Origin of the sequence: Streptomyces sp. NPDC006368, assembly GCF_040612535.1 — a bacterium.
Taxonomy (GTDB): domain Bacteria; phylum Actinomycetota; class Actinomycetes; order Streptomycetales; family Streptomycetaceae; genus Streptomyces.
In genome coordinates this window covers 1-26,072 of the sequence record NZ_JBEXQK010000044.1, presented here as the reverse complement: position 1 = coordinate 26,072, position 26,072 = coordinate 1, and the positions used below count along the sequence as shown (strand labels likewise).

28 protein-coding genes and 1 riboswitch are annotated in these 26,072 nt (G+C 74.3%); of the genes, 12 read left to right on the top strand and 16 right to left on the bottom strand.

The features are described from left to right. Positions 1-34: 34 nt before the first annotated feature. Positions 35-547 (bottom strand): GNAT family N-acetyltransferase, encoded by a 513-nt coding sequence (locus tag ABZZ38_RS25500; protein ID WP_356744002.1) that lies wholly within the window; start codon positions 545-547, stop codon positions 35-37. A gap of 100 nt (positions 548-647) precedes the next feature. On the opposite strand from ABZZ38_RS25500, the gene ABZZ38_RS25495 reads away from it, so the two are divergent. Next, complete coding sequence (locus tag ABZZ38_RS25495; RefSeq protein ID WP_356744000.1) at positions 648-1,289, top strand: hypothetical protein; 642 nt, start codon at positions 648-650, stop codon at positions 1,287-1,289. Then, the gene (locus ABZZ38_RS25490; protein ID WP_356743998.1) at positions 1,289-1,774 is read left to right on the top strand and encodes a hypothetical protein; all 486 of its coding nucleotides are present in this window, start codon (positions 1,289-1,291) and stop codon (positions 1,772-1,774) included. Before ABZZ38_RS25495 ends, ABZZ38_RS25490 begins: the two co-directional genes overlap by 1 nt. A gap of 115 nt (positions 1,775-1,889) precedes the next feature. Here the strand turns inward: ABZZ38_RS25490 and ABZZ38_RS25485 are convergent, their stop codons facing one another. From ABZZ38_RS25485 to ABZZ38_RS25450, 8 genes are all read right to left on the bottom strand, one after another. After that, positions 1,890-2,558, bottom strand: a complete 669-nt coding sequence (locus ABZZ38_RS25485; RefSeq protein ID WP_356743996.1) for an O-methyltransferase — start codon at positions 2,556-2,558, stop codon at positions 1,890-1,892. A gap of 69 nt (positions 2,559-2,627) precedes the next feature. Continuing rightward, the gene (locus ABZZ38_RS25480; protein WP_356743993.1) at positions 2,628-3,068 is read right to left on the bottom strand and encodes a transglycosylase SLT domain-containing protein; all 441 of its coding nucleotides are present in this window, start codon (positions 3,066-3,068) and stop codon (positions 2,628-2,630) included. Between the two features lie 258 nt (positions 3,069-3,326). After that, positions 3,327-4,247 (bottom strand): ECF transporter S component, encoded by a 921-nt coding sequence (locus ABZZ38_RS25475; protein WP_356743991.1) that lies wholly within the window; start codon positions 4,245-4,247, stop codon positions 3,327-3,329. Continuing rightward, positions 4,244-6,076: an ATP-binding cassette domain-containing protein gene (locus ABZZ38_RS25470; RefSeq protein WP_356743989.1), complete on the bottom strand. Its 1,833-nt coding sequence runs from the start codon at positions 6,074-6,076 to the stop codon at positions 4,244-4,246. The genes ABZZ38_RS25475 and ABZZ38_RS25470 overlap by 4 nt, the downstream gene beginning before the upstream one ends. Continuing rightward, entirely contained in the window at positions 6,073-7,158 is a 1,086-nt protein-coding gene (locus ABZZ38_RS25465) for an energy-coupling factor transporter transmembrane component T (protein WP_356743986.1), read from the bottom strand. The genes ABZZ38_RS25470 and ABZZ38_RS25465 overlap by 4 nt, the downstream gene beginning before the upstream one ends. Beyond that, a complete protein-coding gene (locus tag ABZZ38_RS25460; RefSeq protein WP_356744050.1) occupies positions 7,155-7,802 on the bottom strand; it encodes an SCO2322 family protein in 648 nt (215 codons plus the stop codon). Before ABZZ38_RS25460 ends, ABZZ38_RS25465 begins: the two co-directional genes overlap by 4 nt. After that, positions 7,802-9,076, bottom strand: a complete 1,275-nt coding sequence (locus tag ABZZ38_RS25455) for a prenyltransferase/squalene oxidase repeat-containing protein (RefSeq protein ID WP_356743984.1) — start codon at positions 9,074-9,076, stop codon at positions 7,802-7,804. Before ABZZ38_RS25455 ends, ABZZ38_RS25460 begins: the two co-directional genes overlap by 1 nt. 135 nt (positions 9,077-9,211) lie before the next feature. Beyond that, a riboswitch (cobalamin riboswitch) is annotated at positions 9,212-9,281 on the bottom strand. 383 nt (positions 9,282-9,664) lie between these two features. Further along, a complete protein-coding gene (locus ABZZ38_RS25450) occupies positions 9,665-10,315 on the bottom strand; it encodes a TetR family transcriptional regulator (RefSeq protein ID WP_356743981.1) in 651 nt (216 codons plus the stop codon). Between the two features lie 204 nt (positions 10,316-10,519). Here ABZZ38_RS25450 and ABZZ38_RS25445 point away from each other — a divergent pair, with 204 nt between their 5' ends. From ABZZ38_RS25445 to ABZZ38_RS25435, 3 genes are all read left to right on the top strand, one after another. Beyond that, on the top strand, positions 10,520-11,827 hold the full coding sequence (locus ABZZ38_RS25445; protein ID WP_356743977.1) for a glycosyltransferase family 4 protein: 1,308 nt from the start codon (positions 10,520-10,522) through the stop codon (positions 11,825-11,827). Between the two features lie 127 nt (positions 11,828-11,954). Next, positions 11,955-12,692 carry a class I SAM-dependent methyltransferase gene (locus ABZZ38_RS25440; RefSeq protein ID WP_356743975.1) on the top strand — a complete coding sequence of 246 codons (738 nt, stop codon included), beginning with the start codon at positions 11,955-11,957 and terminating at the stop codon, positions 12,690-12,692. Further along, positions 12,689-13,762: a prenyltransferase gene (locus tag ABZZ38_RS25435; RefSeq protein WP_356743972.1), complete on the top strand. Its 1,074-nt coding sequence runs from the start codon at positions 12,689-12,691 to the stop codon at positions 13,760-13,762. The genes ABZZ38_RS25440 and ABZZ38_RS25435 overlap by 4 nt, the downstream gene beginning before the upstream one ends. A 19-nt stretch (positions 13,763-13,781) precedes the next feature. Here the strand turns inward: ABZZ38_RS25435 and ABZZ38_RS25430 are convergent, their stop codons facing one another. From ABZZ38_RS25430 to ABZZ38_RS25410, 5 genes are all read right to left on the bottom strand, one after another. Continuing rightward, complete coding sequence (locus ABZZ38_RS25430; RefSeq protein WP_356743970.1) at positions 13,782-14,075, bottom strand: hypothetical protein; 294 nt, start codon at positions 14,073-14,075, stop codon at positions 13,782-13,784. A 149-nt stretch (positions 14,076-14,224) separates the two neighbouring features. Further along, complete coding sequence (locus ABZZ38_RS25425) at positions 14,225-15,082, bottom strand: hypothetical protein (RefSeq protein WP_356743968.1); 858 nt, start codon at positions 15,080-15,082, stop codon at positions 14,225-14,227. A gap of 128 nt (positions 15,083-15,210) precedes the next feature. Next, the gene (locus tag ABZZ38_RS25420; RefSeq protein ID WP_356743965.1) at positions 15,211-16,089 is read right to left on the bottom strand and encodes an N-acetylmuramoyl-L-alanine amidase; all 879 of its coding nucleotides are present in this window, start codon (positions 16,087-16,089) and stop codon (positions 15,211-15,213) included. A gap of 22 nt (positions 16,090-16,111) precedes the next feature. After that, complete coding sequence (locus ABZZ38_RS25415; RefSeq protein WP_356743963.1) at positions 16,112-16,768, bottom strand: class I SAM-dependent methyltransferase; 657 nt, start codon at positions 16,766-16,768, stop codon at positions 16,112-16,114. 35 nt (positions 16,769-16,803) lie between these two features. Further along, positions 16,804-17,241, bottom strand: coding sequence for an ATP-binding protein (locus tag ABZZ38_RS25410; RefSeq protein ID WP_356743961.1), 438 nt, complete (start codon positions 17,239-17,241; stop codon positions 16,804-16,806). Between the two features lie 84 nt (positions 17,242-17,325). On the opposite strand from ABZZ38_RS25410, the gene ABZZ38_RS25405 reads away from it, so the two are divergent. From ABZZ38_RS25405 to ABZZ38_RS25390, 4 genes are all read left to right on the top strand, one after another. Continuing rightward, positions 17,326-18,174, top strand: a complete 849-nt coding sequence (locus ABZZ38_RS25405; RefSeq protein WP_356743959.1) for a helix-turn-helix transcriptional regulator — start codon at positions 17,326-17,328, stop codon at positions 18,172-18,174. Continuing rightward, entirely contained in the window at positions 18,134-18,409 is a 276-nt protein-coding gene (locus tag ABZZ38_RS25400) for a DUF397 domain-containing protein (RefSeq protein ID WP_356743957.1), read from the top strand. The genes ABZZ38_RS25405 and ABZZ38_RS25400 overlap by 41 nt, the downstream gene beginning before the upstream one ends. 73 nt (positions 18,410-18,482) lie before the next feature. After that, positions 18,483-19,919, top strand: a complete 1,437-nt coding sequence (locus ABZZ38_RS25395; RefSeq protein ID WP_356743955.1) for an MFS transporter — start codon at positions 18,483-18,485, stop codon at positions 19,917-19,919. 34 nt (positions 19,920-19,953) lie between these two features. Beyond that, positions 19,954-20,823: a MaoC/PaaZ C-terminal domain-containing protein gene (locus ABZZ38_RS25390; protein ID WP_356743953.1), complete on the top strand. Its 870-nt coding sequence runs from the start codon at positions 19,954-19,956 to the stop codon at positions 20,821-20,823. A gap of 148 nt (positions 20,824-20,971) precedes the next feature. On the opposite strand, the gene ABZZ38_RS25385 is transcribed toward ABZZ38_RS25390, so the two are convergent. Together ABZZ38_RS25385 and ABZZ38_RS25380 are read right to left on the bottom strand one after the other, a co-directional pair. After that, positions 20,972-21,115, bottom strand: a complete 144-nt coding sequence (locus ABZZ38_RS25385) for a hypothetical protein (protein WP_356744058.1) — start codon at positions 21,113-21,115, stop codon at positions 20,972-20,974. 61 nt (positions 21,116-21,176) lie between these two features. Then, positions 21,177-22,292, bottom strand: coding sequence for a hypothetical protein (locus tag ABZZ38_RS25380; RefSeq protein WP_356743951.1), 1,116 nt, complete (start codon positions 22,290-22,292; stop codon positions 21,177-21,179). 314 nt (positions 22,293-22,606) lie between these two features. Between ABZZ38_RS25380 and ABZZ38_RS25375 the strand changes: the two genes are divergently transcribed. Genes ABZZ38_RS25375 through ABZZ38_RS25365 form a run of 3 tightly spaced genes read left to right on the top strand, consistent with a single transcriptional unit; the run spans position 22,607 to position 25,469 of the window. Then, a complete protein-coding gene (locus tag ABZZ38_RS25375) occupies positions 22,607-23,422 on the top strand; it encodes a Nif3-like dinuclear metal center hexameric protein (protein ID WP_356743949.1) in 816 nt (271 codons plus the stop codon). Beyond that, positions 23,419-24,162: a C4-type zinc ribbon domain-containing protein gene (locus ABZZ38_RS25370; RefSeq protein ID WP_356744048.1), complete on the top strand. Its 744-nt coding sequence runs from the start codon at positions 23,419-23,421 to the stop codon at positions 24,160-24,162. The genes ABZZ38_RS25375 and ABZZ38_RS25370 overlap by 4 nt, the downstream gene beginning before the upstream one ends. Beyond that, complete coding sequence (locus tag ABZZ38_RS25365) at positions 24,162-25,469, top strand: bifunctional RNase H/acid phosphatase (RefSeq protein WP_356743947.1); 1,308 nt, start codon at positions 24,162-24,164, stop codon at positions 25,467-25,469. Before ABZZ38_RS25370 ends, ABZZ38_RS25365 begins: the two co-directional genes overlap by 1 nt. Positions 25,470-26,072 lie beyond the last annotated feature (603 nt).

Here is a 26,072-nt window from a genome sequence, read left to right as displayed (position 1 = left end):
CGGGAGGGCCGCCCTGGCGGAACCCGATGGACGGTCAGGACAGTGGGGCCGGGTCCCCGGCGCGCAGGTCCTTGCCGTACCAGACCTCCATGTACGGGCCCTCGCAGTACGCGGGGATCTCACGGTAGCCGCCTCGGGTGTACAGGGCGCGTGCCTCGACGAGGTCGAGGCGGGTGTTGAGCACCACGCGCCGGGCGCCGAGCCCGGCCGCGGCCGACTCCAGGGCCGCCAGCAGGAGCCCGCTGCCGCCGGTGCCGCGGAAGGCGGGGCGGATGAACACGCGGGTCAGCTCCGCGCGTTCGGCGTCCAGCAGGAGCACCCCGCCGCAGGCGGCCGGTCCGCCGTCCACGCGGCCCACCAGGAACCGGCCCGTGGGCGGCGTCAGGTGCTCCACGCCGTCGTCGGTGAGCCCTTCGTCGATCTCCGCCGCCGTGGCCGGCCGCCGCCAGTAGCGGCTCGCGACCTCGTCGTAGTAGTCGCGGCGCAGCGCGGTGGCGTCGGACGTGTCGTAACGCTCCGGCAGAATCGCCCAGTTGGTGCTCGTCATGGTCCGTCTGTATCCGACGCGTGCGCCGTTTGGCCAATGGATTAGGGGCAACACGCCCGTCGAGGAGTTCCCTGACCCCCCGGAGCGAGGGAAGGCAGTCATGTCCACTGTCCTGATCGTCGTCGCCCTGGTCGTCGTCTTCGTCGCCGTGGTCGCCGCCGTTCTGTACGTCGGCCCCGGCCGGGCGAACGGCCGGCGGGGACGCGGCCTGAAGCGGAGGTTCGGCCCCGAGTACGAACGGACGGTCGCCCGGCACGACGGCGACACCAGGGCCGCCGAACGCGAACTCGCCGAGCGCGTCGAGCGCCACGGCGACCTGCGGCCGCGGCCCCTGTCACGCGAGGCCCGCGAGCAGTACGTGGCCCTCTGGACGGGCCTGCAGGAGCAGTTCGTCGACGCGCCGCGCCAGGCCGTCGCCGAAGCCGACCGGCTCCTGGCCCGGCTGGCCCAGGACCGGGGCTTCCCCGAGGCGTCCGCGTACGAGGAGCAGGTCGCCGCGCTGTCCGTGCACCACGCCCACCACGTCGACGGCTACCGCCGCGTGCACCGCGGCGCCCGCGCTCCGGAGCACGAGCAGGGCGCCGCCGAGACCGAGGAGCTGCGCGCCGCGATGGTCGACGCGCGACGCCTGTTCGAGGAACTGGTCGCCGAGCACCCCGAGGACCACGGCCGCCACGCGCCGCGCCCGGCCGGCCGGAGCCACCGGTCGCACTCCCCGTGGCCGAAGGGGAGTGGCGCGTGATGGACAAGGACCTCACAGGGCGCACCGCGCCGTACGACAGCGTCCCGCCGGAACCGGTGCCGCAGGGCGACCCCGTGCCGCAGGGCGAACCGGTGCGGGTCGAACCGGTGGCGTCGGCCGATCCGGTGGCACGGGCCGGACACATGCCGCAGACCGGTGAACCGGCGCCGCAGGGCGACCTGATGGCGCGGAGCGAACGCGACGAGCTCGGCCGGCGCATGCACGAGGCCCTCGCGGATTTCGTCGACAGCCCGCAGCGCGCGGTGCGCGAAGCGGCCGACGTCCTCGAAGCGGCGGCCGACCACCTCACGGCCGCGCTCGCCGAGCGCCGCCGCTCCCTGCGGACCGGCTGGGACGGCGACGGCAGCCACGAAACGCACGGTCGCCGCAAGGAGGCGGGCGAGGGGCGCGGACCGGACACGGAGCAGCTGCGCGTCACGCTCCGCGCGTACCGCGAGATGACGGAGCGTCTGCTACGGATGTGACGGCGCGGCGGGCGCCGCGGCGCCGACCGCGCCACGGTGGTGCGTGTGCGACCGGGCCACCGTGGTGCGTGTGCGACCGGGCCCCGGCCGGGTGCGGCCGGGGCCCGGTCCGCTCTCAGGCCACCACGCGGGCGAGGAGCATCCCGTCGTAGCCCTTCGGGCCCACGGTCTGGAGGGCCGTCGCGTCCAGCCGGGGGTCGCGGGCGACCAGGTCGACCATCTCGCGGGTACCGCGCACCGACGGGTCCGTGCTCGTCTCGTCGGTGACCGCGCCCCCGCGCACCACGTTGTCGACGACGATGAGGCTGCCCGGCCGGGTGAGCCGCAGCGCCCACTCCACGTACCGCGCGTTGTTCCGCTTGTCGGCGTCGATGAAGACGAAGTCGAACGGTCCGGCACCCTCGTCGGCCAGCTTCGGCAGGGTGTCCAGGGCCGCCCCCGTGCGTACCTCGGCGACCGTGCCGAGCCCGGCGCGGGCGAGGTTGGCGCGGGCCACGCCGGCATGGGCCGGGTCGTACTCCAGCGAGACCAGCCGGCCGTCCGGCGGCAGCGCGCGGGCCAGCCAGATGGTGCTGTAGCCGCCGAGCGTGCCGATCTCCAGGGCGGTGCGCGCCCCCTGCGTACGGGCCAGCAGGTGCAGCAGCTTGCCCTCGGCCGGTGTGACGGCGATGTCGGGCAGGCCCGCCGCCGCGCTGTCGGCGAGTGCGGCGGACAGCGCCTCGTCCGGGGGCGCCAGCATGTCGGTGAAGTAGTCGGAGACGGCGTTCCACTGCTGTTGCGTCATGCGGCCGAACGTAGTGGGCAAGGCCCCGGTGCGCGACGCACCGGGGCCTTGCCGTTCCTGCCGCTGAACTCAGTACCAGCCGTTGGACTGCCAGAAGTTCCACGCGCCGCACGGGCTGCCGTAACGGTCGTTCATGTAGTCCAGGCCCCACTCGATCTGCGTGGCCGGATTGGTCTTCCAGTCCGCGCCGGCGGACGACATCTTGGACGCCGGCAGTGCCTGCACCAGGCCGTAGGCGCCGGAGGAGGAGTTGGTGGCGGACGGGTTCCAGCCCGACTCGTGCTCCACGATCTTGCTGAAGCACTGGTACTGGCCCGCCGGGACCATCTTCTTCGCGATGTCCTGCGCGGAGGCGGCCGAAGCCGGAGCGGTCGTGCCGAGCACGGCACCGGTCGCGCCGAGCAGCACGGCGGCGCCGGCGACGACGGACTTCTGACGGGCGGAGAAACAGCGGGCGAGCGAGAACACGTAACGACCTGACGTCGGGGACGGGGGGTGTCGCCCGGGCATGCCGGCACCGCGCCAGGGGCGGGGTGGGAGTGGCTTGCCAGGGGCGCTGCAACTGCGGCACCCGGCGACGTTCACCAGAGAAGCAGGGCCACCGCGCCGCCGCAATGACCCCCGCTACTAGGGAAGACCGGACACCGGGCGGAACGACCGCCCCGGGTCCGCGATCCATCCGCGCACGTCGCCCCGGGCGACCGGGTGTCCCGGCGGGGCCCGTCGGCGCCCACTAGCCCGCTTCGTACAGGACGAAGGGCCTGTGGGTCACCTCACCCGTGCGGGACCCTCTCCGGACCCTTCCGCGCCTTCGAATGTGACCTGCGCCTCGAAGTTCGCCCGTCGGGTCGCCCGCCGCAGGGCCTTCAGCACCGTCGATCCGATGGTCACGGTCAGTACGACGGTGAGCACGGCCCGTCCCAGGTCCCAGCCGAGCGACGTCGCCGCGCAGTAGGCGAGGAACCGCACCAGGTTCTCGTGCACGGGGTCGCCCGGGTGGAAGGAGATGCCGCTGCTCATCCCGCCCTGGAGGATGACCCAGCCCTGCAGGTTCATCGCCGTCCCGTACCCGAAGGACGCCACCGCCCCGTAGCCGGCCAGCATCAGCACCTCGCCCCGGCCGCGAAGCAGCGACCGGGCCTTCGCCCCGCCGGCCGGCCTCGGGCGGGCGTCCGGCTCCACTCGGGCGTCCCGCTTGCCCCGACGGTCCGGCAGCAGCCCGGCACCCATCGCGAACCAGCCCATCGCCAGCATCTGGAACGGCATCCACGGCCCGACCCCGCCCGTGAGCAGCGCGGACGCGAACATCGTGACCGCGCCCAGCACGAACCCGAAGCCCGGACCGAGGACCCGGCCGCTCAGCACCATCAGGAAGAACATCGGCTCCAGGCCCGCCGTGCCCGCGCCCAGCGGGCGCAGCGCCGCCCCGACCGCGGCCAGTACGCCGAGCATCGCCACCGCCTTGGCGTCCATGCCGCAGTCGGCGATCGTCGCCACGACGACGGCGACGAGCAGCGGCAGCAGCGCCGCGAACAGCCACGGCGCGTCCTGCGCCCGGCCCGCCACGGCGGAGGCGCCGTCGGCGAGGAGCGGCCAGCCGAAGGCGATCACCCCGATGACGGTGATCAGCGCGAGGGCGGCGACGGACCGCGGCCCCAGACGGACGGGGCGGGCGGGGCGCGCGCTCACAGGGCGGCCTCCACCTGTGCCACGGTCAGCCACCGCTGCGGGGCGAGGATCTTGGCGACCTGGGGCGCGAAGGACGGCGACGACGTCACGATCTCCGCGGTGGGCCCGTCCGCGACGACCTCGCCGTCGGCCAGGATCACCACCCGGTCGGCGAGCTCGGCGGCCAGCTCCACGTCGTGCGTGGCCAGCACGATGCCGTGCCCGTCGGCGGCCAGCCCGCGCAGGACGGTGACCAGCCGGGCCTTGGCCGCGTAGTCGAGGCCCCTGGTCGGCTCGTCGAGCAGCAGCAGCGGGGGCCTCGCGGTGAGGACCACCGCGAGGGCGAGCGCGAGCCGCTGCCCCTCCGACAGGTCACGGGGGTGCGTGGCGTCCGCCACGCCCGGCAGCAGCGCGGTCACCAGGGCCCGGCACGCGCCCGGCTCGGCGCCCGCGTCGGCGTCCGCCGCCGCGCACTCGGCGGCGACGGTGTCCGCGTAGAGCAGGTCGCGCGGCTCCTGCGGTACGAGCCCGACCCTGCGGACCATTTCGCGCGGCGCCGTCCGGTGCGGCACCCGGCCGCCCACGAGGACGTCGCCGCTCGTCGGCTCGACCGTCCCCACGAGCGCCCCGAGCAGCGTGGACTTTCCGGCGCCGTTGCGCCCCATGAGCGCCACGGTCCGCCCGGCGCCCACGGTCAGGTCGACGCCGCGGAGCGCCTCGACCGCCTGGCGCCGTACGCGCAGCCGCCCGACCTCCGCCAGAGTCCCCACGAGAGCCTCCGGCGGGCTCTCCCTCCCCGGCTCCTTTTCGAACCGGGCCTGCGCACCACGTCCCGGGCGGCCGATTCCGCCACCCCCCGTGGCGCCGCGCCGGCCCAGTAGGCGGCCCAGCGCCGCGCGCACTCCGGCCCCCGCTCCCCGGCCAGGAACCGGCACCGGCGCGTGTACCGGCGCGTCCGGGACTCCCGCGGACGGCGCCGGGGTGGGGAAGTCCGGAGTGCCCCCCGCCCCGGGGAGCGAAGGGGCGGGGGAGAGGCCCTCCAGCCGGGCCCGCAGGCCGTCCGCCCGGCGCCTCGCGTCCCGCACCGTGAGCGGGGGCGGTGACCAACCCGCCAGCCGCGCCAGGGAGACCACCGGGGGATGGACCGGCGAGACCGCCATGACGTCGGCGGGGGAGCCGAGCAGCACGGGGGCGCCCGGGGCGCGCAGCAGGGCGACCCGGTCGGCGTACTGCACCACCCGTTCCAGGCGGTGCTCGGCCATCAACACGGTGGTGCCCAGATCGTGGACCAGGCGCTGGAGGACCGCCAGGACCTCCTCCGCCGCCGCCGGGTCCAGGGCCGACGTCGGCTCGTCCAGCACCAGCACCTTCGGGTGCGGGGTGAGGACGGAACCGATCGCGACCCGCTGCTGCTGGCCGCCCGACAGTGTCGCGATCGGGCGGTCCCGCAGCTCAGCGAGGCCCAGCAGGTCGAGGGTCTCCTCGACGCGGCGGCGCATCACCGCGGGCGGCACGCCCAGCGACTCCATGCCGTAGGCCAGCTCGTCCTCCACCGTGTCGGTGACGAAGTGCGCGAGCGGGTCCTGGCCGACCGTGCCGACGACGTCGGCCAGCTCACGGGGCCGGTGGGTGCGGGTGTCGCGGCCGTCGACGGTGACCCGGCCGCGCAGGGTGCCGCCCGTGAAGTGCGGGACCAGGCCCGAGACCGCGCCCAGCAGTGTCGACTTGCCGACCCCCGACGGGCCCACGAGCAGCACCAGTTCACCCTCGGGGACGGTGAGGTCCACGTTCCGCAGCGTGGGCGCCTCACCGCCGTCGTACGTCACCGAGACGTTCTCGAACCGGATCACACGGACTCCTTCGGGAGCGGGGCCACGAACGCGGGCACCAGGCCCAGCAGGATGAACAGCGCGGGCCACAGGGGTAGTTCGGGCGCCGCGAGCGGGGTGACGGACGGGTGCAGGGACGGCGCGTCCCAGACGGCAAGCAGACCGCCCACCGCCGCGCCCGACGCCGCCACCAGCCACGCCCGCGGGCCCCACCGGTCGGGCCGGTACCGCGTCCGTACCGAGCGGCGGCCACCGAGGCGCAGCCCGGTCAGCGCCGCGAGCACACCGGCGCCCACCAGGTACGGCCCGTACGCCGCGCCCCCGGCCGTCAGCAGTCCGTACAGGCCCACGCACACCCCCAGCAGACCGCCCAGGACGAGAGCCGTCGTGGTGTGCCGTACCGCCCGCGGCACGGGCGCGGTACGCCCGTACCCCCGCGCGTCCATCGACGCCGCCACCGCGACGGAGCGCTCCAGCGCGCCCTCCAGCACCGGCAGCCCGATCTGGAGCACCGCCCGCACCCCGCCCGTCGGCCGCCCGCGCAGCCGCCGCGCCGTCCGCAGCCGCACCACGTCGGCCACCATGTTCGGCGCGAACGTCATGGCGACGACCACGGCGACCCCCGCCTCGTACAGCGCGCCCGGCAGCGACTTCAGCAGCCGCACCGGGTTCGCCAGCGCGTTCGCGGCGCCCACGCAGATCAGCAGCGTGGCCAGCTTCGCCCCCTCGTACAGCGCGAACACCAGCTGCTCGGCCGTCACACGGCCCCCGACGCGCACCCCCTGCGCCCAGTCGGGCAGCGGCACCTCCGGCAGCGTGAGCAGCACCCGCGTACCGGGGATCGGCGAGCCGAGGACCACCGAGAACACCAGCCGCAGCGCCAGCACCATCAGCCCCAGCTTCACGAAGGCGCCGTACGAGCGGGACCACGGCGCGTCGGTGCGGCGGGCCGCCACCACATAGCCGGCCACGCCGACGAGCAGGCCCAGCAGCAGCGGATTGGTGGTGCGGGACGCCGCGGTGGCCAGGCCCAGCGCCCACAGCCACCAGGCGCCGGCGTGCAGGGCGTTGCTCCGGTGGGCCTCGGGTGCGCGCAGCGTCATCGGCGACGGCGGCGGGACGCCTGCCACAGCGCGGCGGCGCCGAGGGCGAGCACGGCGGCGGCGCCGGCGACGAGCCCGAGGGAGGGGCCGGTGTCCCCGGCGGGCGCGGAGGGCGGCGCCGGGGCGGTGACGACGTCGGAGTCCGCCACCTGCTCGCCGCAGCCGGTCCTCGGATAGCCCGCGATCGCGCACAGCAGGGCCTGGCTGTTGTACCGCAGCGGTTTCGCCACGGCCGCCAGCGCGTCCGCGCTCGTCGCCGCTTCCGGGACCCGGGCGCACGCGCCGCGCTGCTCCGGCGGCGCCCCGGAGCCCTCCGGCGCGTCCGCCGCCGTACCGAAGTCGACGACGATCGCGACCCGCTTGGTGCCGTCCTCGCGCGGCGTCGTCCCGCAGATCGCGGCGAAGTCGGGCGCGCGGCGCGGCTGCGACGCGGGGCTCCCGGCACCGGCGCTCACGGCGAAGCGGTAGCCGTTCACCTCGCCGTCGACCGGCCGGGCGGTGGCCGGGCCCTGCGTGGCGTACGTCCAGGACGGGCCGGGGCCGCTCTGCCAGAACGACCAGTAGCGGTACCCCGTGGCCTGCGCCGGCCCCGAGGCGAGCAGGGTCAGCGCCATGCCGAGGAGCAGGAGCCGGACGGCACGCATCACAGCTGCCGGTTCTTGTTGCGGCCGCTGATCAGGAAGCCGATGCCCATACCGGCGAACAGGAAGACGCCGACGACCAGCCAGACGCCGAAGCCGCTGTTCTCGCCGGACTCCTTGGTCTCGCTCTCCTCCTGCGCCCGCGTCTCGACCGTCGACTGCGGCTTGGGCCCGGTCGCGTTCAGCCGCTGTACGAGGTCGGCGCCGCCGAAGTCGCGGGGGTCGACGCCCACCGTGTGCGCGGCGAGTATCAGTTGTGCCCAGGCGGCGGGACCGGTCTGCTCGGCCCACGCCGGGCCGTTCTTCTTCAGCCACGCCACCGCGCCGGCCGCCTTGTCGCCGTGCCCGGCCGCGCCGAGCGCGACGACCGCGTCGGCCGTGTTGCCGACGTCGGGCAGGGGTGTGGTGGTCGCGGCGCCCGGCATCGGCGGCAGGTCGAGGTGCCCGTTCTTCGCGAGGGCGGTGACGAGCCAGGCGGCGCCGTTGCGCGCGGCCCGCTCGGCCGTCGGTTTGGCCGCCATCTCGCAGGTCGGCGCCTGGTCGGGCTTGGCGCCCCGGGTCTGGGCGTGCTTGCCGAGCCCGGCCAGTACGGCGGCCGCGGTGGCGTCGGCGTTGGCGACCAGCTTGCCGGCCTTGTCGGGCTGGTAGGCGAAGGCGCCCCCGCCCTGCCCGGCGCCGCAGGGGATGGCGAACCCGAGCAGCGCGTCGTACGGGCTCCTGCCGTCCGCCGACTTCACGTCGCCCGGCTTCTCGCCCGCCGCGGCGAGCGCGCTGATGACGACGGAGGTGGAGTTGGCGTCACTGGGCCCGCCCGGGTTGTAGCTCCAGCCGCCGTCCTTGTTCTGCACGCCCTTGAGCCAGGCCGCGCCCGCCTCCACGGCCCGGGTGACCGCCGCCTCGGGCCGGGGGAGCCCGGCCAGTGCCTGGACGGCGACGGCGGTGGCGTTGGTGTCCAGCACGGTCGCCGGGTCGCAGGGCTTGGCCGGGTCGGGGCGGTACGAGGCGAATCCGCCGCCGTCGCACTGCTGCCCGAGCAGCCAGTCGACGGCCTTCCCGGCCGGCTCGACGTCGCTCGTCTCCTGCGCCATGAAGGCGAGGGACTGCCGCCACACACCGTCGTAGGTGGGGTCCTTCTTGCCGTACAGGCCGGACGGGATCACGGCTGCCGGGCTGCTCGGGGAGGGCGCCGGCGCCGCGTACGCGGCAGGGGCGACGGCTCCGGCGCCGAACAGCACGGCGGTGAGCGCGGTGGCGACGCTGCGGCGAACGGTGGTCATGGCTGCGGTGGCCTCTCCTGCGGGGGCCGGGACCGGCGCACCGAAAGGCACCAGGCTCCGGCTCCGTATTCCTCGACGGTGCCGGCCACCGGGCAGATCCCGGTGACGCGAGCCGAACACGTACGCGTAAGGGGCGATCCGGCTCACCGCCGCTGCTGCGACGGCTCACGGTTGCGGGTCAGCGCCGGATTCGCACCGGCTTCTCCCCGTACGGGCTTGATGACGACGCGCTCACTCTACCGGGGGCCCTCGCGGCGGCCACGTGAGGGCTCTCGCCCTCAGCCCCCACCCGCCCGCACCCGGCGTACGGCATCGGGGCGGGGCCGTGCACCCACTGGAACCGCCGCCCCCGGGCCTTCGTTCCGGCGACCCGCATCCGGCGTACGGCATCGGGGCGCACCCGCCACCCGTACGAGACCCCGCCCCCGGGCCTTCGTTCCGGCGACGCGCACCCGGCGTACGGCATCGGGGCGGGGCCGTGCAGGGTCGTCCCCGCAGCGGGTCGGCGGCGCTGAGGCGGCACCACCGGCAGCTGCCGTACCCGGCACCCCGGGACACGGAAACCAACCGGCCACGCCCGCCCGCCCGTCAGGTCGCCCCCGCCCCCGCTCCTGCCCCCGCCCCTGCTCCCGCTCCCCGCCCCGGGCTCGTCAGGTCGATCAGCCGGCACGCCGTCTCGATGTCGACCGTCACCTGCGCGATCGACGCCCGCCCCGAGAGCCAGGTGATGAGCGCGGAGTGCCAGGTGTGTTCGATGACCCGCACCGCCGACAGCTGCTCGGGGGTCGGGCGCTCCAGGCCCGTCGCGTCCAGGATGATCGCCGTCGTGCGGCGCGAGACCGTGTCGACCTCGGCGCTCACGCTCCGGTCCGCGAACGTCAGGGCGCGCACCATCGCGTCCGCCAGGTGCGGCTCGCGCTGGAGGGCGCGGAAGGCGCGCATCAGCGTCTCGGCGACCCGCTCGGACGCGGCCTCACCGGCCGGGGGACGCTTGCGCAGCGTCGTGTGCAGGTCCTCCAGCTGGTCCTGCATGGTGGCGACCAGCAGATGGATCTTGGAAGGGAAGTACCGGTACAGCGTGCCGAGCGCGACCCCGGCGGCCTCGGCGACCTCGCGCATCTGGACGGCGTCGAAACCGCCCCGGCAGGCCAGCTGCGCGCTGGCGTGCAGGATGCGGCGGCGGCGCGCCTCCTGGCGCTCTGTCAGCGGCGGCGACGCCGGTCTGTCTTCCGCTGTCATGTGTCCCCGTGGTCCCGTTCCGTGACGATGGTGGCCTACCGTACGACCGGGCGCCCGCCGTGGCGTGAATCACCTGTTCCGGCCCTCACAGCGGCGCTACCTGCCGGTAGATTCGAAGCTCCTTGAACGATCAAGTCTGTAACTTGTTCTAGATTAGCGCGACCGGTTACGCTCCGGCGAAACGCAGGCAGAAGGGGGCCGCGAGTGACCGCTGAGGCCATAGAGGCAGGCCCCCGTGCCCACGCCGTCCAGGGGGACGCCGACGGCCCGCTGCGCATCGCCCTCCTCACGTACAAGGGGAACCCGTTCTGCGGGGGCCAGGGCGTCTACGCACGGCACCTGTCGCGGGAGCTCGCCCGCCTCGGGCACAGCGTCGAGGTGATCGGCTCCCAGCCCTACCCCGTGCTGGACGAGGGCGTGCCGCTCACCGAGCTGCCCTCCCTCGACCTGTACCGCCACCCGGACCCGTTCCGCACCCCCAAGCGCGACGAGTACCGGGACTGGGTCGACGCCGTCGAGGTCGCGACCATGTGGACCGGCGGCTTCCCCGAGCCGCTCACCTTCTCGCTGCGCGCCCGCCGCCACCTGGCCGCGCGGCGCGGCGACTTCGACGTCGTCCACGACAACCAGACCCTCGGCTACGGCCTCCTCGGCGACCTCGGCGCCCCGCTCGTCACCACCATCCACCACCCGATCACGGTCGACCGGCAGCTGGAGCTGGACGCCGCGACGGACTGGAAGCGCCGGGCCTCCGTGCGCCGCTGGTACGCCTTCACGCGCATGCAGAAGCGCGTGGCCCGCCGGCTGCCCTCCGTCCTCACCGTCTCCGGCTCCTCGCGGGACGAGATCGTCGAGCACCTCGGCGTACGGCAGGACCGCATCCGCGTGGTCCACATCGGCGCCGACACCGACCTGTGGTCGCCCGACCCGGCCGTCCCCGAGGTCCCGGGCCGCATCGTCACCACCTCCAGCGCCGATGTCCCCCTCAAGGGCCTCGTCCACCTGGTCGAGGCGCTCGCCAAGCTCCGTACCGAGAACCCGGACGCCCACCTCGTCGTCGTCGGCAAGCGCGCCGAGGACGGGCCGGTCGCGCAGGCCATCGAGCGGTACGGGCTGGACGGCGCCGTCCGGTTCGTCAAGGGCGTCACCGACGCCGAGCTCGTCGACCTCTACCGCGGCGCCCAAGTGGCGTGCGTGCCCTCCCTGTACGAGGGGTTCTCGCTGCCCGCCGCCGAGGCGATGGCCACCGGCACGCCGCTGGTCGCCACCACGGGCGGCGCGATCCCGGAGGTCGCCGGCCCCGACGGCGAGACCTGTCTGGCCGTCCCGCCGGGCGACGCGGGCGCCCTTGCCGCGGCGCTGGGCCGCCTGCTGGGCGACGCCGGGCTGCGCGCCCGCCTGGGCGCGGCGGGCCGCACCCGGGTGCTGGACCGGTTCACCTGGGCCCGCGCGGCCCAGGGCACCGCGCAGCTGTACCGCGAGGCCATCGCCGCGCGGGGAGCCCGCCGATGAGCCGGCGGACGAGCCCGCCGACGTGCCCACCGAGCCGGTCGACGAGCCCGCCGATGAGCGCGCCGATGACGCCTCCCACCGCACCCACCCTCCTGGCCCTCCTGGACCGTGAAAGCAGGCCGCACTCGTGCTGACCGTCGACTTCACCCGCTTCCCGCTCGCCCCCGGCGATCGCGTGCTCGACCTGGGCTGTGGGGCCGGCCGGCACGCGTTCGAGTGCTACCGGCGCGGGGCGCAGGTCGTCGCCCTCGACCGCAACGGCGAGGAGATCCGCGAGGTCGCCACGTGGTTCGCGGCCATGAAGGAGGCCGGTGAGGCCCCGGCCGGCGCCACCGCCACGGCGATGGAGGGCGACGCCCTCAACCTGCCCTTCCCCGACGAGTCGTTCGACGTCGTGATCATTTCCGAGGTCATGGAGCACATCCCGGACGACAAGGGTGTCCTCGCCGAGATGGTCCGCGTGCTCAAGCCGGGCGGGCGCATCGCGATCACCGTGCCCCGCTACGGCCCCGAGAAGGTCTGCTGGACGCTCTCCGACGCGTACCACGAGGTCGAGGGCGGCCACATCCGCATCTACAAGGCGGACGAACTGCTCGCGAAGATCCGCGAGGCCGGGCTGAGGCCGTACGGCACCCACCACGCCCACGCGCTGCACTCGCCCTACTGGTGGCTGAAGTGCGCCTTCGGTGTCGACAACGACAAGGCGCTGCCCGTCCGCGCGTACCACAAGCTGCTGGTCTGGGACATCATGAAGAAGCCCCTGGCCACCCGCGTCGCCGAGCGTGCCCTCAACCCCGTCCTGGGCAAGAGCTTCGTGGCGTACGCGACCAAGCCCCACCTCCCGCGTGCGGCGGCCGCCCAGTGACCTCACCGGAACAGGTCGCCGAACACCTCGTCCTGCCCGGCGTCCTCACCGCCGAGCAGGCCGCCGAGACCGTCGCCGGCATCCTCGCGGTGCAGCGCGAGGACGGCGCCATCCCGTGGTTCCGCGGCCACCACCTGGACCCGTGGGACCACACGGAGGCGGCCATGGCCCTGGACGCTGCCGGCGAGCACACGGCCGCCGCCCGCGCCTACGAGTGGCTGGCCCGCCACCAGAACGCCGACGGCTCCTGGTACGCCGCCTACCACGACGGCGACCCCACCCGGGTCACCGACGAGAGCCGGGAGACCAACTTCTGCGCGTACATCGCCGTCGGCGTCTGGCACCACTACCTCGCCACCGGCGACGACACCTTCCTCGACCGGATGTGGCCGGTCGTCTACGCGGCGGTCGAGTTCGTGCTGCGCCTCCAGCAGCCCGGCGGCCAGATCGGCTGGAAGCGCGAGGCCGACGGCACGCCCGTCACCGACGCGCTGCTGACGGGCTCCTCCTCGATCCACCAGGCGCTGCGCTGCGCGCTGGCCGTCGCGGAGGAGCGCGAGGAGCCGCAGCCCGACTGGGAGCTGGCGACGGGCGCGCTCGGCCACGCCATCCGCAGCCACCCCGAGCGGTTCCTCGACAAGAGCCGCTACTCGATGGACTGGTACTACCCCGTGCTCGGCGGCGCCGTCACCGGCACGGCCGCCAAGGAGCGCATCGAGAGCGCCTGGGACGACTTCGTGGTCCCCGGCCTCGGTGTGCGCTGCGTGTTGCCCAACCCGTGGGTGACGGGCGGCGAGAGCTGCGAACTGGCCCTGGCGCTCTGGGCGATGGGAGAGTCGGACCGGGCGCTGGAGATCCTCCAGTCCATCGGCCATCTGCGCGCCGAGGGCGGCATGTACTGGACGGGGTACGTCTTCGAGGGCGACCGTGCCGTCTGGCCGGAGGAGCTCACGACGTGGACGGCGGGCTCCCTGCTGCTCGCGGTGGCCGCCCTGGGGGGAGACGAGGCGACCACCGCTGTCTTCGGCGGCGAGAGGCTGCCGCGCGGTCTGGAACCTGGCTGCTGCTGACTCGCCGGTGGCGCACGGCTCAGTAGCGGCGCAGGCGGCCCGCCACCAGGTGGCCGACGAAGAGGTACACGACCGCGGCGAGGCCGTAGCCCGCCACGACGCGCGCCCAGGCCGCGTCGAAGGTGAACAGGTCGTACGACCAGCCGGCGAGCCAGCGGGCCGCGTCCTGGACGAACTGCACCAGGTCGTTGGCGCGGTTGGCGTCCAGGAGGTACATCAGGATCCAGAGGCCGATGACGGCGGCCAGGATGTCCGCGACGACCGCGACAGCGGTCGCCGCCCGGTTGCTTCCGTTCCGATGACGGGGAGACATGAGGGACGGGTTACCGCTCGGCCCCGCCCCAAACGAACCTGTCGCCATGGACCTGTCATGACGATCCGTCAGGACGCGTACCGGCTGTACGCCGACGGCCCCCCACCCGGGAAGGGTGAGGGGCCGTCCTGCGAGCCGGGGTGCGAGAGCTAACCCCGCTGGATGCCCGTGGTGTCCTGGAGGACGCCACGACGGCCGTCCTGCGTCTGGGCCACCAGGCCCTGACCGCGCTGCTCCACGGCCAGGTACCAGGTGCCGGGGGCCAGTTCGGCGATCGGGTTGGGGGCGCCGTCCTCGGCGTACAGCGGGCGGGCGACCGGCACCGCGAACCAGAACGGCGCGAAGTCCACGGCGGGCGCGGCCTGCTGCGGCTGCGCCTGCGCGGGCTGCCCCTGGCCGCCCTGCGAGGGCTGCGGGCCCTGCGGCTGGCCGCCCTGCGCGGGCCCCGGCTGACCGGGCTGGCCGCCCGGGTAGCCGTACCCGCCCTGCGGCTGGCCCGGCTGCGCCCCGTACGGCTGCTGCGCGGCACCCGGGTAGCCGTACCCGGCCTGCGGGTGCCCGCCGTACGGCTGCGGCTGCTGCGGGCGCGGAGCGCCCATCAGCGGGGCCTTGAGGACCGGGACGAGCGGGGAGGCGACGGCCGCCGCGGCCAGCAGCAGCGCGGCGATCAGGCCCAGGATGAGCCCCGCGCCCGCGCCGTCCGCCTCGAACATCCACATGAGCAGGGTCCAGGCCGAGGCGATCGTCAGGACGACACCGGCCTGGCCGAGGTCGAGCCCGGCGATCTTCCGGGGCTGGGGCAGCCCGCGGGCCACCACGATCAGAGCCGCGCCCACGATGCCGGGGATGTACGCGCCCCAGGCGAGCTGCGCGAACTCCCAGGCGCTCGGGGCGGAGTCACAGTAGGCGCCGGAGCATTCGGCGAGGTCCAGGAACGAGGCGATGAACAGCACCACCGCTGCTCCGATCACCACGCCATCGCCTCGAGTGAGGGAGCGGATGTTCACGTGAGAAGTCCTTCGTCGGTTGTCGTCGGGACGGGGGTGGCGCGAAGCACGGGGGCGGCCCCCTCGTACGGATGCTGTGCGTGCCCGGGGCGGCCCCCGGACCCCCGGCAGGTTATCGTTCGCCCCGCCTAGCCCCGTAGGTAGGTGCTGATCCCGTCCGCGATTCCGCGAGCCGCTTCCTGGCGCCACGCGGCATCCGTGAGCAATGCGGCATCCTCCCGGTCACGCATATTGCCGCATTCGATGAACACCTTGGGCACGGTCGACAGATTCAGTCCGCCGAGATCCTTCCGCACGTCCAACCCTGTGCCCCCACCCACGTAGTTGGCGGGCGCGCTGCCCGTGGCGGTGGCGAACCGCGCCGCGATGTGCCGGCCGAGCGTGCGGGAGGGGCCGACGATTCGCGTCGTGTCCGCGCCACCGCCCTTGACCGCGGCGGGAAGGATCACGTGGAACCCCCGGTTGCCGGTCGCGGAACCGTCCGCGTGGAGGGAGACGACGGCGTCCGCGTGGGCGTTGTTGCCGATCCGCGCGCGCTCGTCGATGCAGGGGCCGTACGGGCGGTCGGCGTCGTGGGTGAGGACCACCTTCGCGCCCAGCCCCCGAAGGAGCGTACGGAGACGGTGGGAGACATCGAGCGTGAACGCGGCTTCCGTGTAACCGGAGTTGGTGGACGTGCCGGTGGTGTCGCACTCCTTGTGGCCGGTGCCGATGTCCACCTTCGCGTTGATTTCCCGGGGGTGGTCGAAGTTCCCCGGGTTGTGGCCGGGGTCGATCACCACGGTCTTTCCGGTGAGAGGGGCCGCGGCGGGAGAGGCCGGCGCGTCCGCGCCGGGCGCCGGGCGGGAGGCCGCGGGCAGCGGCCCGTGCGCCCTCGGCGCCGGCTCGGCCGCGCCGCTCGTCGTGTCCCAGACCAGCCAGCCGGCCAGCGCGGCGAGCAGCGGCGCGCCGGCCGCGAGGAGGAGCCTCGACCGGCGGCGCGGGGCGGGAGTGTCGTCGTCATGCACTCCGCGATGCTAGGCGATACGGTCAGGCGCCCTGGCCCGTGCGGCGCAGGACACGCAGCGAGTCCGTCACCGACACCTCGGTGAAGGCGCCCGACTCCAGGGCCCGCAGATAGATCCGGTACGGGGCCTGGCCGCCGTCCGCCGGGTCGGGGAACACGTCATGGATGACGAGCAGCCCGCCGGGCGCGACGCGCGGCGCCCAGCCCTCGTAGTCGGCGTTCGCGTGCTCGTCGGTGTGGCCGCCGTCGATGAACACCATCCCGACCTCGCCCGCCCACACCTTCACCACCTGCGGGGACCGGCCCACGACCGCGATGACGTGATCCTCCAGACCCGCCTTGCGCAGGGTGCGGCGGAACGTGGGCAGCGTGTCCATCAGGCCGACCTCCGGGTCCACCACCGTCGGGTCGTGGTACTCCCAGCCCGGCTGCTGCTCCTCGCTGCCCCGGTGGTGATCGACGGTGACGACCACGGTGCCCGCCGCCCGCGCGGCGTCCGCCAGCAGGATCGTGGAGCGCCCGCAGTACGTGCCGACCTCCAGCAGCGGCAGCCCGAGCCGCCCCGCCTCGGCCGCCGCCGCGTACAGCGCCAGGCCCTCCCGTACGGGCATGAACCCCTTGGCGGCCTCGAACGCGGCGAGCGTCTCCGGCGCGGGCGCGGTCGGCGCGGTGGCGGCCATGGGGTTCCTCCTGGTCGTACGTCCGTACTGGGCGGTCACATCGTAGGCGGGGCCGCCGGGCGCTTCGCATCGCACTCGAACCACACCGTCTTGCCGCCCGCCAGCGGCACCGTCCCCCAGCGGTCCGTCACCGCCTCCACCAGAAGCAGGCCGCGTCCCCCCTCGTCGAGCGCGTCAGCCCGGCGCTCGGTGAGCGGCGGGCGGTCGGACCCGTCCGTCACCTCCACCCGCAGGCCCTCGGGGCGGCGGAGGATGAGCATCGTGCACCGCCTGCCGGGCACATGCCGCACGACGTTGGCGACGAGCTCCGTCATCGCCAGCTCGGCGGCGTCGGTCAGCTCCGCCATGTCCCAGCGCGTGAGGAACATGCGCAGGATGCGCCGCACGTGCCGCGCCGAGTGTTCACCGACCGTGAAGCCCATGCGGTAGCCGCCGCTGACGTTCGCCGGTGAGGGTTCAATCACGTGATCCATGTCACCAGAGTGCGGTGGCGTGCTTACGCTCGGCTACGAACCGAAACGAACGCCGCACGGCGTGAACTTGGGGGTGGCCACCGCATGGTCAACATCCGCGACCTCGACCCCAGCGCCTCACCGCTGGACTACTACGGCTCCGAGCTGCGCCGCCTGAGGGAGGAGGCGGGGCTGAAGCAGGCACAACTCGGCGACATCATCTTCTGCACGGCCTCGCTCATCGGCCAGATCGAGACCGCGAAGAAGGTCCCGACGCGGGACTTCTCGGAACGCATCGACGCGGCGCTCGGCACGGGCGGCACCTTCTCGCGGCTCGTGGGGCTGGTGCTGCGGAGCCAACTGCCGCACTGGTTCCAGCCCTACGCGGAGATGGAGGCGAAGGCGGCGTACATCTCGACGTACCAGGCGCAGTTGGTGGATGGACTGTTGCAGACAGAGGGGTACGCGCGGGCGGTACTGGGTGCCCGGACTGACGGTAACCTCGATGCCCGGGTCGCCGCCCGCATGGAACGGCAGCGGATCCTGGGGCGCGAGAATCCGCCGCTGATCTGGGTGGTATTGAGCGAAGCAGCGCTGCACCAGGAGATCGGCGGCCGGGAAGTCATGCGCGGCCAACTCACCCACTTGTTGGGCCTCCAGGGACGTGAGTGGGTGCAGGTACAAGTGTTGCCCTTCACCGCAGGTGCGCATGCGGGATTGCCGGGCACCTTCAGTCTCCTCCGATTCGATGACGACCCCGACCTCGTCTATACCGAGGACTTCGTGCAGGGCCATATGACGGCCAATCCGCAGGCTCTCAGGGAGGGTTCCCTCCGTTACGATCACCTTCAGGCCGCCGCCCTTTCCGTGGAGGAGTCGGCGGCACTGATCGCCCGCGTAATGGAGGAGCGCTATGGAGACCATCCAGGACCTGACGGGCGCACGGTGGCGTAAGTCCAGCTACAGCGCTGACACCGGTGGCCAGTGCGTCGAGTGCGCCCCCCTCGGCGCCGCCGCCTGGCGCAAGTCGTCCCACAGCGGCGACACCGGCGGCAACTGCGTCGAAATCGCCGCACAGCCCTGCCGCGTCGCCGTCCGGGACTCCAAGAACCCCGAGGGCCCCGCCTTCGCCGTCGGTACGGCGGCCTTCGCGGCGTTCGTCGGGGCCGCCGCCGAGGGACGCGTCTGAGGGACCTCGGTCCCACGGACGTACGACGAAGGCCCGATGTACGGAGCGGAACCCAGCTGCGACCATGACAGGCATGGTCCAGCCCCGTACACGTACCAAGCCCGCTTCCCTATCCGTCACCACTGAGCAGCGCCCGGCCCGCGCCTGGCTGGTCCTGCTCGCCGCCTGCGCCGGTCAGTTCCTCGTCGTCCTCGACGTCTCGGTCGTCAACGTGGCCCTGCCGTCGATGCGCGCCGACCTGGGACTGTCGGCGCTCGGGCTCCAGTGGGTGCTCAACGCGTACACGATCGCCTTCGCCGGGTTCATGCTGCTGGGCGGGCGGGCGGCGGACCTGTTCGGGCGCAAGCGGATGTTCCTGGTCGGGCTCGGGCTGTTCACCGCCGCGTCGCTGGCCGGCGGGCTCGCGGTGGAGGGCTGGCAGCTGCTCGCCGCCCGCGCCGTGCAGGGGCTCGGGGCGGCGGTGCTCGCGCCCGCGACGCTCACCATCGTGACCGGCGCGGTGGAGCCGGGGCCCGCGCGGACGCGGGCGATCGGCACCTGGTCGGCCGTGGGCGCGGGCGGCGGCGCGGCCGGCGGACTGGTCGGCGGCCTCCTCACGGACCTGCTCTCCTGGCGCTGGGTGCTGCTGATCAACGTGCCGGTGGGGGTGCTGGTGTTCATCGGCGCCGCGCTGTGGGTGCGCGAGGGCCGGACCGGTGGCGGCCGGCGGCTCGACCTGCCCGGCGCGGTCCTGGTCACCGGCGGCCTGGCGGCCGTCGCGTACGGCATCGTGCAGACGGAGCAGGCCGGCTGGGGCGACTCGGCGACCCTGCTGCCGCTGTGCGGCGGCCTGGCGCTGCTGGCGGCCTTCGTCGCGGTGGAGGCACGGACGGGCGCGCCGCTGATGCCGCTGAAGGTGTTCCGGTCGCGGGCGGTGTCGGCGGCCAACGTGTCGATGCTGGTGACCGGTTCGGCGTCGTTCGCCATGTGGTTCTTCATGACGATGTACGCCCAGAACGTCCTCGGCTACACGCCGCTGGAGGCCGGTCTCGCCCTCGTACCGAGCTCCATCAGCGTCATCGTCGGCTCCAAGCTGGCACCCCGGCTGATGGCCACGGCCGGTGCGCGGAACCTGGCGGTGCTCGGCACGCTGATCGCCGCCACCGGGTTCGGCTGGCAGTCGCTGATGGACGCGCACGGCTCGTACCTGCACGTGGTGCTCGGCCCCGGCATCCTGATGATGTTCGGCGTCGGCCTGGTCATCACCCCGCTCGCCGCCCTCGCCACTTCGGGCGCGGCTCCGGGTGACGCCGGGCTCGTGTCGGGGATGGTCAACACCTCCCGCACGATGGGCGGCGCCCTGGGGCTGGCCGTCCTGTCGACGGTCGCCGCCGCCCGTACGGCCGGGGGCACGGGTGCGGAGGCGCTGACGGCCGGTTACGCGCTGGCGTTCCGCATCGGTGCGGGAACCCTGCTGGCGGGCGCGGTGCTCATGCTGCTGTGGCTGCCGCGCCGTACCGTCGACCACTGACCCGACAGGACGCCGAACGCGGGAGGCGGGCCCGATGCCCATCGACGTGAGCCGCGCGATCGCCGCCGGGCCCCGGTCCGCCGCGATCCACTGGGACCCCAGGGACGTCCAGCTCTACCACCTGGGTCTCGGCGCCGGCGTCCCCGCCACCGACCCCGGCGAACTGCGGTACACCCTGGAGTCCCGGCTGCACGTCCTGCCCTCCTTCGTCACCGTCGCGGGCGGCGGCCCGGGCGTCATCGGCGGCCTGTCGACGCCCGGTGTCGATGTCGACCTCGCCGCCGTCCTGCACGCCGGGCAGAGCATCCGGCTGCACCGCCCCCTTCCGGTACGGGGCCGGGCCACCGGCAGCTCCCGGGTCGCCGCCGTGTACGACAAGGGCAAGGCCGCCGTGATCGTCCTGCGTTCCGAAGCGGCCGACGCCGACGGGCCGTTGTGGGAGAGCGAGGCCCTGCTGTACGTACGCGGGGAAGGCGGCTTCGGCGGCGAACGCGGCCCCTCCGCCCGGCCCGGCTGTCGCGAACCCTCGTACTCCGTTCCCGACGTGACCGTCGAGCGCCGCGTCCGCGAGGACCAGGCGCTGCTCTACCGGCTCTCCGGCGACACCAACCCGCTGCACGCCGACCCGCGATTCGCGCGGCGCGCGGGCTTCGAGCGGCCCATCCTGCACGGCCTGTGCACGTACGGCATGGCCCTGAAGGCCGTCGTCGACACGGTGCTCGGCGGGGACGTCACCCGGGTCCGGTCGTACCGGGCCCGCTTCGCCGGGGTCGTGTTCCCCGGGGAGACGCTCCGGGTCCGGTTGTGGCGGCCGGACGACGGGGGCCGGGTGCGGGTGGTGGTGACCGCCGTCGAACGGGACGACGCGCCGGTCCTCACCGACACCCTCGTCCGCACCGCCTGAAGGACGGACCGGGGACGGGCGGACGGGCGGACCGGGGACGGACGGAGGGCGGAGGGTGCGGGGAGGGGCGGCGGGGTGGAGGGGGAGATGTGAGAGGGCCGCCCCGGGGGGTGTCCCCTGGGCGGCCCTCATCGCTGTCGGCGGGCCGTCAGGCCGAGGTCCCGTGGTTCGGGTCCTTGCGGTGACGGCCGTGCGGCTGCGACGACAGGTCCTCCGTCGCCGCCGCGCCCCCTCGGTGCTTTCCGGAGCCACCGGCGTCCCCGTGCGGTCGCGCCTGGGTCGTGTCGGTCATGGCCTCAGACATGTGGGAAGTTCACCCCGTAAAGATCGCTGACGATGTGCGGCCCGAGAGTCTAGCCACGGGCGGTCCGGCCGGTGAGCGGAGCCTGCTGCAACGGAACCGGCTTGCACACTCCAGGAGTCGCGCCGCCCCGGGACGGTTCCCCACCTGCGCGTTCCGGTTGTGGCGGTTGTGTGACCGCCTCCACGGGCACCCGTGCCAGCCCGCACCGCACCGCCCCCGTCACGTACGGCAGGCGCAGCGCGCCCTCCGGCGTCCACAGCCCCGCCCCCGGCAGCCAGCCCGCCGGCGCGGGAAGCTGGTGCAGCCGCCGCCCCGCCGGCCGCCACACCCCCACCCAACTGCCCGCCGCCGCGTCGATCCGCAACGCCACCGAACAGACCTCCGGCGTCAGCATCTGCCCCGGCTGTACGGCGAACGGCGTCACCGCCGCGTCGGCGAGCCGCAGGCACTCCGGGAAGCGCACCGGCAGCGTGCTGCCCAACACCCCCCAGCCCAGCCGCGCGTGCCCCGGTGACGGCGCGTCGGAACGGATCAGCAGCAACCCGCTGTCCGCGTCCGCCAGCAGCAGCCGGTCATCGCTCTCCTCCGTGATCTGCAGCAACGGCGACACCTCCCCGCCGCGCTCCAGGTCCACCGCGACCGCCTTGACGGGCCCTCCGTCGAGCTGCCGGTCCAGCGCCAGCAGCCGGCCCGTACGGTCCAGCCACACCCCGCCCGTACAACGCCCGTTGATCTCGGCGACGCGCTCGGGGCCGTACGCCCCACCCGCCACCTGCCACACAGCCGAGGAGTGCTCCCCGGCGACCAGGGCGTACGCGCGCGTGCCGTCCGGCGACGGCGGCAGCAGCCGCAAGGACGCCGCGTCGACAGCGCCCAGCGGCAGCTGGCCCGTGCCGGGGCCGGTCGGGTACAGCAGCGCGAAGGTGTACCGCCCGCCCGCGCGGCGTCCGATCAGTACCCGCCCGTCCACCAGCGGCAGCAGCTGCGCGTGCGGGTCCTCCGGCTGGGCGAGCGGCAGGGGCACCGCGTACGGCTCGGGGCCGTCCAGCGTCCACCGCTCCGGATACAGCGCCTCGCCCTCACCCGCCAGCCGCGCCGCGTAGGTACCGTCCGCCGTGATCGTGAATCCCCTGTGACCGGCGATCTCGATGGCACAGACTGTCATCGACTCGTCACCTCCGGCGACCGAAGGTAGTTTTCGTACGCCGAACCGAACACCGTGAGCGGCACCGCTTCACCTATAAGGGTGGCCATGTCCTGGTTCGCCTGAGAAAGGGGAGGTGTTTGTGCTCCCGGTGCGTGTGGTGCGGGGGCCGGGTGCGGGGTGCCGGCGCGGGTCCCGGCAGCCGGGTGCCGGCGCGGGTCGCGAGCACCTTCACCCGCGCCCACGGGTACGGAGGGGAGGCGCCGGCGGGCGCCTGCGCGGGGTTGTCCACAGGCCAGGGCGGCGGGGCGCGCGGGACAGGTAGCCTTTCCTACGTGCCCCGTCTGTCTGAAGTCATCGCCGCGCTCGACGCCCTCTGGCCCCCTGAGCGGGCCGAACAGTGGGATGCCGTCGGCACGGTCTGCGGTGACCCCGACGCCGCGGTCACCCGCGTGCTGTTCGCCGTCGACCCCGTCCAGGAGATCGCCGACGAGGCGATCGAGCTCGGCGCCGACCTGATCGTCACCCACCACCCCCTGTATCTGCGCGGCACGACGACCGTCGCGGCCGGCCACTTCAAGGGCCGCGTCGTCCACACGCTGATCAAGCACGACATCGCGCTGCACGTCGCGCACACCAACGCCGACACGGCCGACCCCGGAGTGTCCGACGCCCTCGCGGGCGCCCTTGACCTGCGCGTCACCGGCCCCCTGGTCCCCGAGAGCGGCCTCGGCCGGATCTGCGAGGTCGACCCGCCCGAGTCTCTGCGGGACTTCGCCGCCCGCGCCGCCAAGCGGCTCCCGGCCACCGCCCAGGGCATCCGCGTCGCCGGCGACCTCGACGCGCTCGTCCGCACGGTCGCCGTCAGCGGCGGCTCCGGCGACAGCCTCTTCGACGCCGTCCGGGCGGCCGGGGTGGACGCCTTCCTCACCGCCGACCTGCGCCACCACCCGGCGTCGGAGGCCGCGCAGCACTCCCGGCTGGGGCTGATCGACGCCGCGCACTGGGCCACCGAATGGCCCTGGTGCGAGCTGGCCGCCGCGCAGCTCGACGAGATTTCCGACCGTCACGGCTGGGACCTGCGGGTCCACGTCTCGACGACGGTCACCGACCCGTGGACCCACCACTCTTCCTCTGGAGCCCCCAACTGAACGCCGCGCCCGCCGACCAGATCCGACTCCTCGACGTCCAGGCCCTCGACGCCCGCCTGTCGCAGCTCGCGCACAAGCGCCGGTCGCTGCCCGAGCACGCCGAGATCGACTCGCTGACCAAGGACCTCACGCAGCTGCGCGACCTGCTCATCGCCGCGCAGACGGAGGAGAGCGACTGCGCCCGCGAGCAGACCAAGGCGGAGCAGGACGTCGACCAGGTGCGCCAGCGCGCCGTCCGCGACCAGCAGCGGCTGGACTCCGGATCCGCCACGTCCCCGAAGGACCTGGAGAACCTCCAGAGGGAGCTCGTCTCCCTCGCCAAGCGCCAGGGCGACCTGGAGGACGTGGTCCTGGAGGTCATGGAGCGCCGCGAGTCCGCGCAGGAGCGCGTCGCCGAGCTGACCGAGCGGGTCGCCGCCGTCCAGGCCAGGGTCGACGACGCGACGGCGCGGCGTGACGCGGCGGAGCAGCAGCTCGACAGCGAGGCCGCATCCGCCACCAAGGAGCGCGAGCTCGTCGCGGGCTCCATCCCGGCCGACCTGCTGAAGCTGTACGAGAAGATCCGCGGCCAGCAGGGCGGGGTCGGCGCGGCCCGCCTGTTCCAGCGCCGCTGCGAGGGCTGCCACATCGAGCTCAACATCACCGAGATCAACGACGTGCGGGCCGCCGCCCCCGACACGGTCGTGCGGTGCGAGAACTGCCGCCGCATCCTGGTCCGTACCTCGGAGTCCGGCCTCTGATGCCGAACGGGCTGCGCGAGCTGATCGTCGAGGCGGACGGTGGCTCCCGGGGCAACCCGGGCCCCGCCGGATACGGTGCGGTGGTCCTGGACCCGGTGTCCGGTGAGCCGCTGGTGGAGGCGGCCGAGTACATCGGCGTCGCCACGAACAACGTCGCCGAGTACAAGGGGCTGGTCGCGGGTCTGAAGGCGGCCCGCGAGCTCGCCCCGGACGCGAAGGTCCGCGTCCGCATGGACTCCAAGCTGGTCGTGGAGCAGATGTCCGGCCGCTGGAAGATCAAGCACCCGGACATGAAGCCCCTCGCCGCCGAGGCGGCCCGGGTCTTCCCCGCCGGTCAGGTCACCTACGAGTGGATACCGCGCGAGAAGAACAAGCACGCGGACCGGCTCGCCAACGAGGCGATGGACGCGGGCAAGCGCGGCAAGCAGTGGCAGCCGTCCACCTCGGCCGCCGCCCTCGACGCGGGCGCCGCCCGCGTGGTGGGCGACGCGGCGGCCGGCGCGGCGAAGGCCCGCGCGGCCCTCGCGGGCGCGGTCACGGAGCCCCGGGCAGCCGTCGCGGGCGCGGCGCCCGCCGGTATGTCCGCCACGGCGGGCGCCGCGCTCGCGGGCGTCGGCGCCGCCGCGGCGGCCGAGGCGGCGACCCGGCCCACGCCGTCCGTCGGCTGGGGGGACTCGGCGGACATGGGCGCACCGGCCACCTTCGTCCTGCTCCGGCACGGGGAGACGGCGCTCACCCCGGAGAAGCGTTTCTCCGGCAGCGGTGGCACCGACCCGGAGCTGTCCCCGGTCGGCCTGCGCCAGGCCGACGCGGTCGCGTCCGCACTCGCGGCGCGCGGCACCGTCCAGGAGATCGTCTCCTCCCCGCTGCTCCGGACCCGCCAGACGGCCGAGGCGGTCGCGGCCCGCCTGGGCCTGGAGGTCCGGATCGACGACGGCCTGCGGGAGACGGACTTCGGCGCGTGGGAGGGCCTGACGTTCGCGGAGGTCCGCGAGCGGTACCCGGACGACCTGAACGCCTGGCTGGCCTCCGCCAAGTCGGCCCCCACGGGCGGCGAGTCGTTCGCCGCGACCGCTCGCCGGGTGGCGGCCACGCGCGACCGTCTGACGTCGCTGTACGCCGGCCGCACGGTCCTGCTCGTCACCCACGTGAGCCCGATCAAGACCCTGGTCCGCCTGGCCCTGGGCGCCCCACCGGAATCCCTGTTCCGCATGGAACTCTCGGCGGCCTCCCTCTCGGTGGTCGCCTACTACCAGGACGGCAACGCCTCGGTCCGCCTCCTGAACGACACGTCCCACCTGCGCTGAGGGCCGACCCCGCCCCGCGCCCCTGCGGGGCGGGCCGCCCGCGGGGCGGGCCGTGCGCCGTACCCGGGTCCGCCCGGGTACGCACCCGTCGGGTGCAGCCGTGCGGTGGGGAGCGGTGCCGGGCCGGCCGCCCTCGTGCGGGGCGCGCCGGCCCACGAGTACCAGCCCGAGCAGTAACGGCATGCCACCGGCCGCGCGTCGGGGCGGGCCGTGCCCGGCTACTTGGATGCGCACCCTCCGGCCGGGGACCTGACGGTCCGGGTCGCTGCACCCTGTGCGGCGTGCCGGTCGCGCAGGCACACCGCGCGCGGCCCAGGGCGGGCGGGGCTGCGGGGTCCGGTCCACGGGGCTGCCGGGGGACCGGCACGGTCTGCGGCGGGCCAGCTGGAGCGTGACCCTGCCCCGCAGCCGGCCCGGCCCTTCGTGCGGGCCATGTCGCGCCGGGTGTGCGCCGGTCCGGGCGCGGAGCCGCCGCGTTCGGGGGGGGGGGGCGTCAGCCCCCGCGTACGTACCACCGGGGTCCGGGGAGATCGGAAATGCGTCGGGGAGGGAAAGAGTGTGTGATTAGGGGTGTAGATCACGGTGGTAGCCGGAGACTTAAAA

Coding starts and splice junctions, on each gene's coding strand:
- ABZZ38_RS25400 (WP_356743957.1), top strand. CDS start 18,134: ATGGAGACCATCCAGGACCTGACGGGCGCACGGTGGCGTAAGTCCAGC.
- ABZZ38_RS25480 (WP_356743993.1), bottom strand. CDS start 3,068: ATGCCCGGGCGACACCCCCCGTCCCCGACGTCAGGTCGTTACGTGTTC.
- ABZZ38_RS25380 (WP_356743951.1), bottom strand. CDS start 22,292: ATGACAGTCTGTGCCATCGAGATCGCCGGTCACAGGGGATTCACGATC.
- ABZZ38_RS25405 (WP_356743959.1), top strand. CDS start 17,326: ATGGTCAACATCCGCGACCTCGACCCCAGCGCCTCACCGCTGGACTAC.
- ABZZ38_RS25500 (WP_356744002.1), bottom strand. CDS start 547: ATGACGAGCACCAACTGGGCGATTCTGCCGGAGCGTTACGACACGTCC.
- ABZZ38_RS25390 (WP_356743953.1), top strand. CDS start 19,954: ATGCCCATCGACGTGAGCCGCGCGATCGCCGCCGGGCCCCGGTCCGCC.
- ABZZ38_RS25415 (WP_356743963.1), bottom strand. CDS start 16,768: ATGGCCGCCACCGCGCCGACCGCGCCCGCGCCGGAGACGCTCGCCGCG.
- ABZZ38_RS25485 (WP_356743996.1), bottom strand. CDS start 2,558: ATGACGCAACAGCAGTGGAACGCCGTCTCCGACTACTTCACCGACATG.
- ABZZ38_RS25460 (WP_356744050.1), bottom strand. CDS start 7,802: ATGCGTGCCGTCCGGCTCCTGCTCCTCGGCATGGCGCTGACCCTGCTC.
- ABZZ38_RS25410 (WP_356743961.1), bottom strand. CDS start 17,241: ATGGATCACGTGATTGAACCCTCACCGGCGAACGTCAGCGGCGGCTAC.
- ABZZ38_RS25430 (WP_356743970.1), bottom strand. CDS start 14,075: ATGTCTCCCCGTCATCGGAACGGAAGCAACCGGGCGGCGACCGCTGTC.
- ABZZ38_RS25490 (WP_356743998.1), top strand. CDS start 1,289: ATGGACAAGGACCTCACAGGGCGCACCGCGCCGTACGACAGCGTCCCG.
- ABZZ38_RS25455 (WP_356743984.1), bottom strand. CDS start 9,076: ATGACCACCGTTCGCCGCAGCGTCGCCACCGCGCTCACCGCCGTGCTG.
- ABZZ38_RS25465 (WP_356743986.1), bottom strand. CDS start 7,158: ATGACGCTGCGCGCACCCGAGGCCCACCGGAGCAACGCCCTGCACGCC.
- ABZZ38_RS25395 (WP_356743955.1), top strand. CDS start 18,483: ATGGTCCAGCCCCGTACACGTACCAAGCCCGCTTCCCTATCCGTCACC.
- ABZZ38_RS25385 (WP_356744058.1), bottom strand. CDS start 21,115: ATGACCGACACGACCCAGGCGCGACCGCACGGGGACGCCGGTGGCTCC.
- ABZZ38_RS25450 (WP_356743981.1), bottom strand. CDS start 10,315: ATGACAGCGGAAGACAGACCGGCGTCGCCGCCGCTGACAGAGCGCCAG.
- ABZZ38_RS25365 (WP_356743947.1), top strand. CDS start 24,162: ATGCCGAACGGGCTGCGCGAGCTGATCGTCGAGGCGGACGGTGGCTCC.
- ABZZ38_RS25495 (WP_356744000.1), top strand. CDS start 648: ATGTCCACTGTCCTGATCGTCGTCGCCCTGGTCGTCGTCTTCGTCGCC.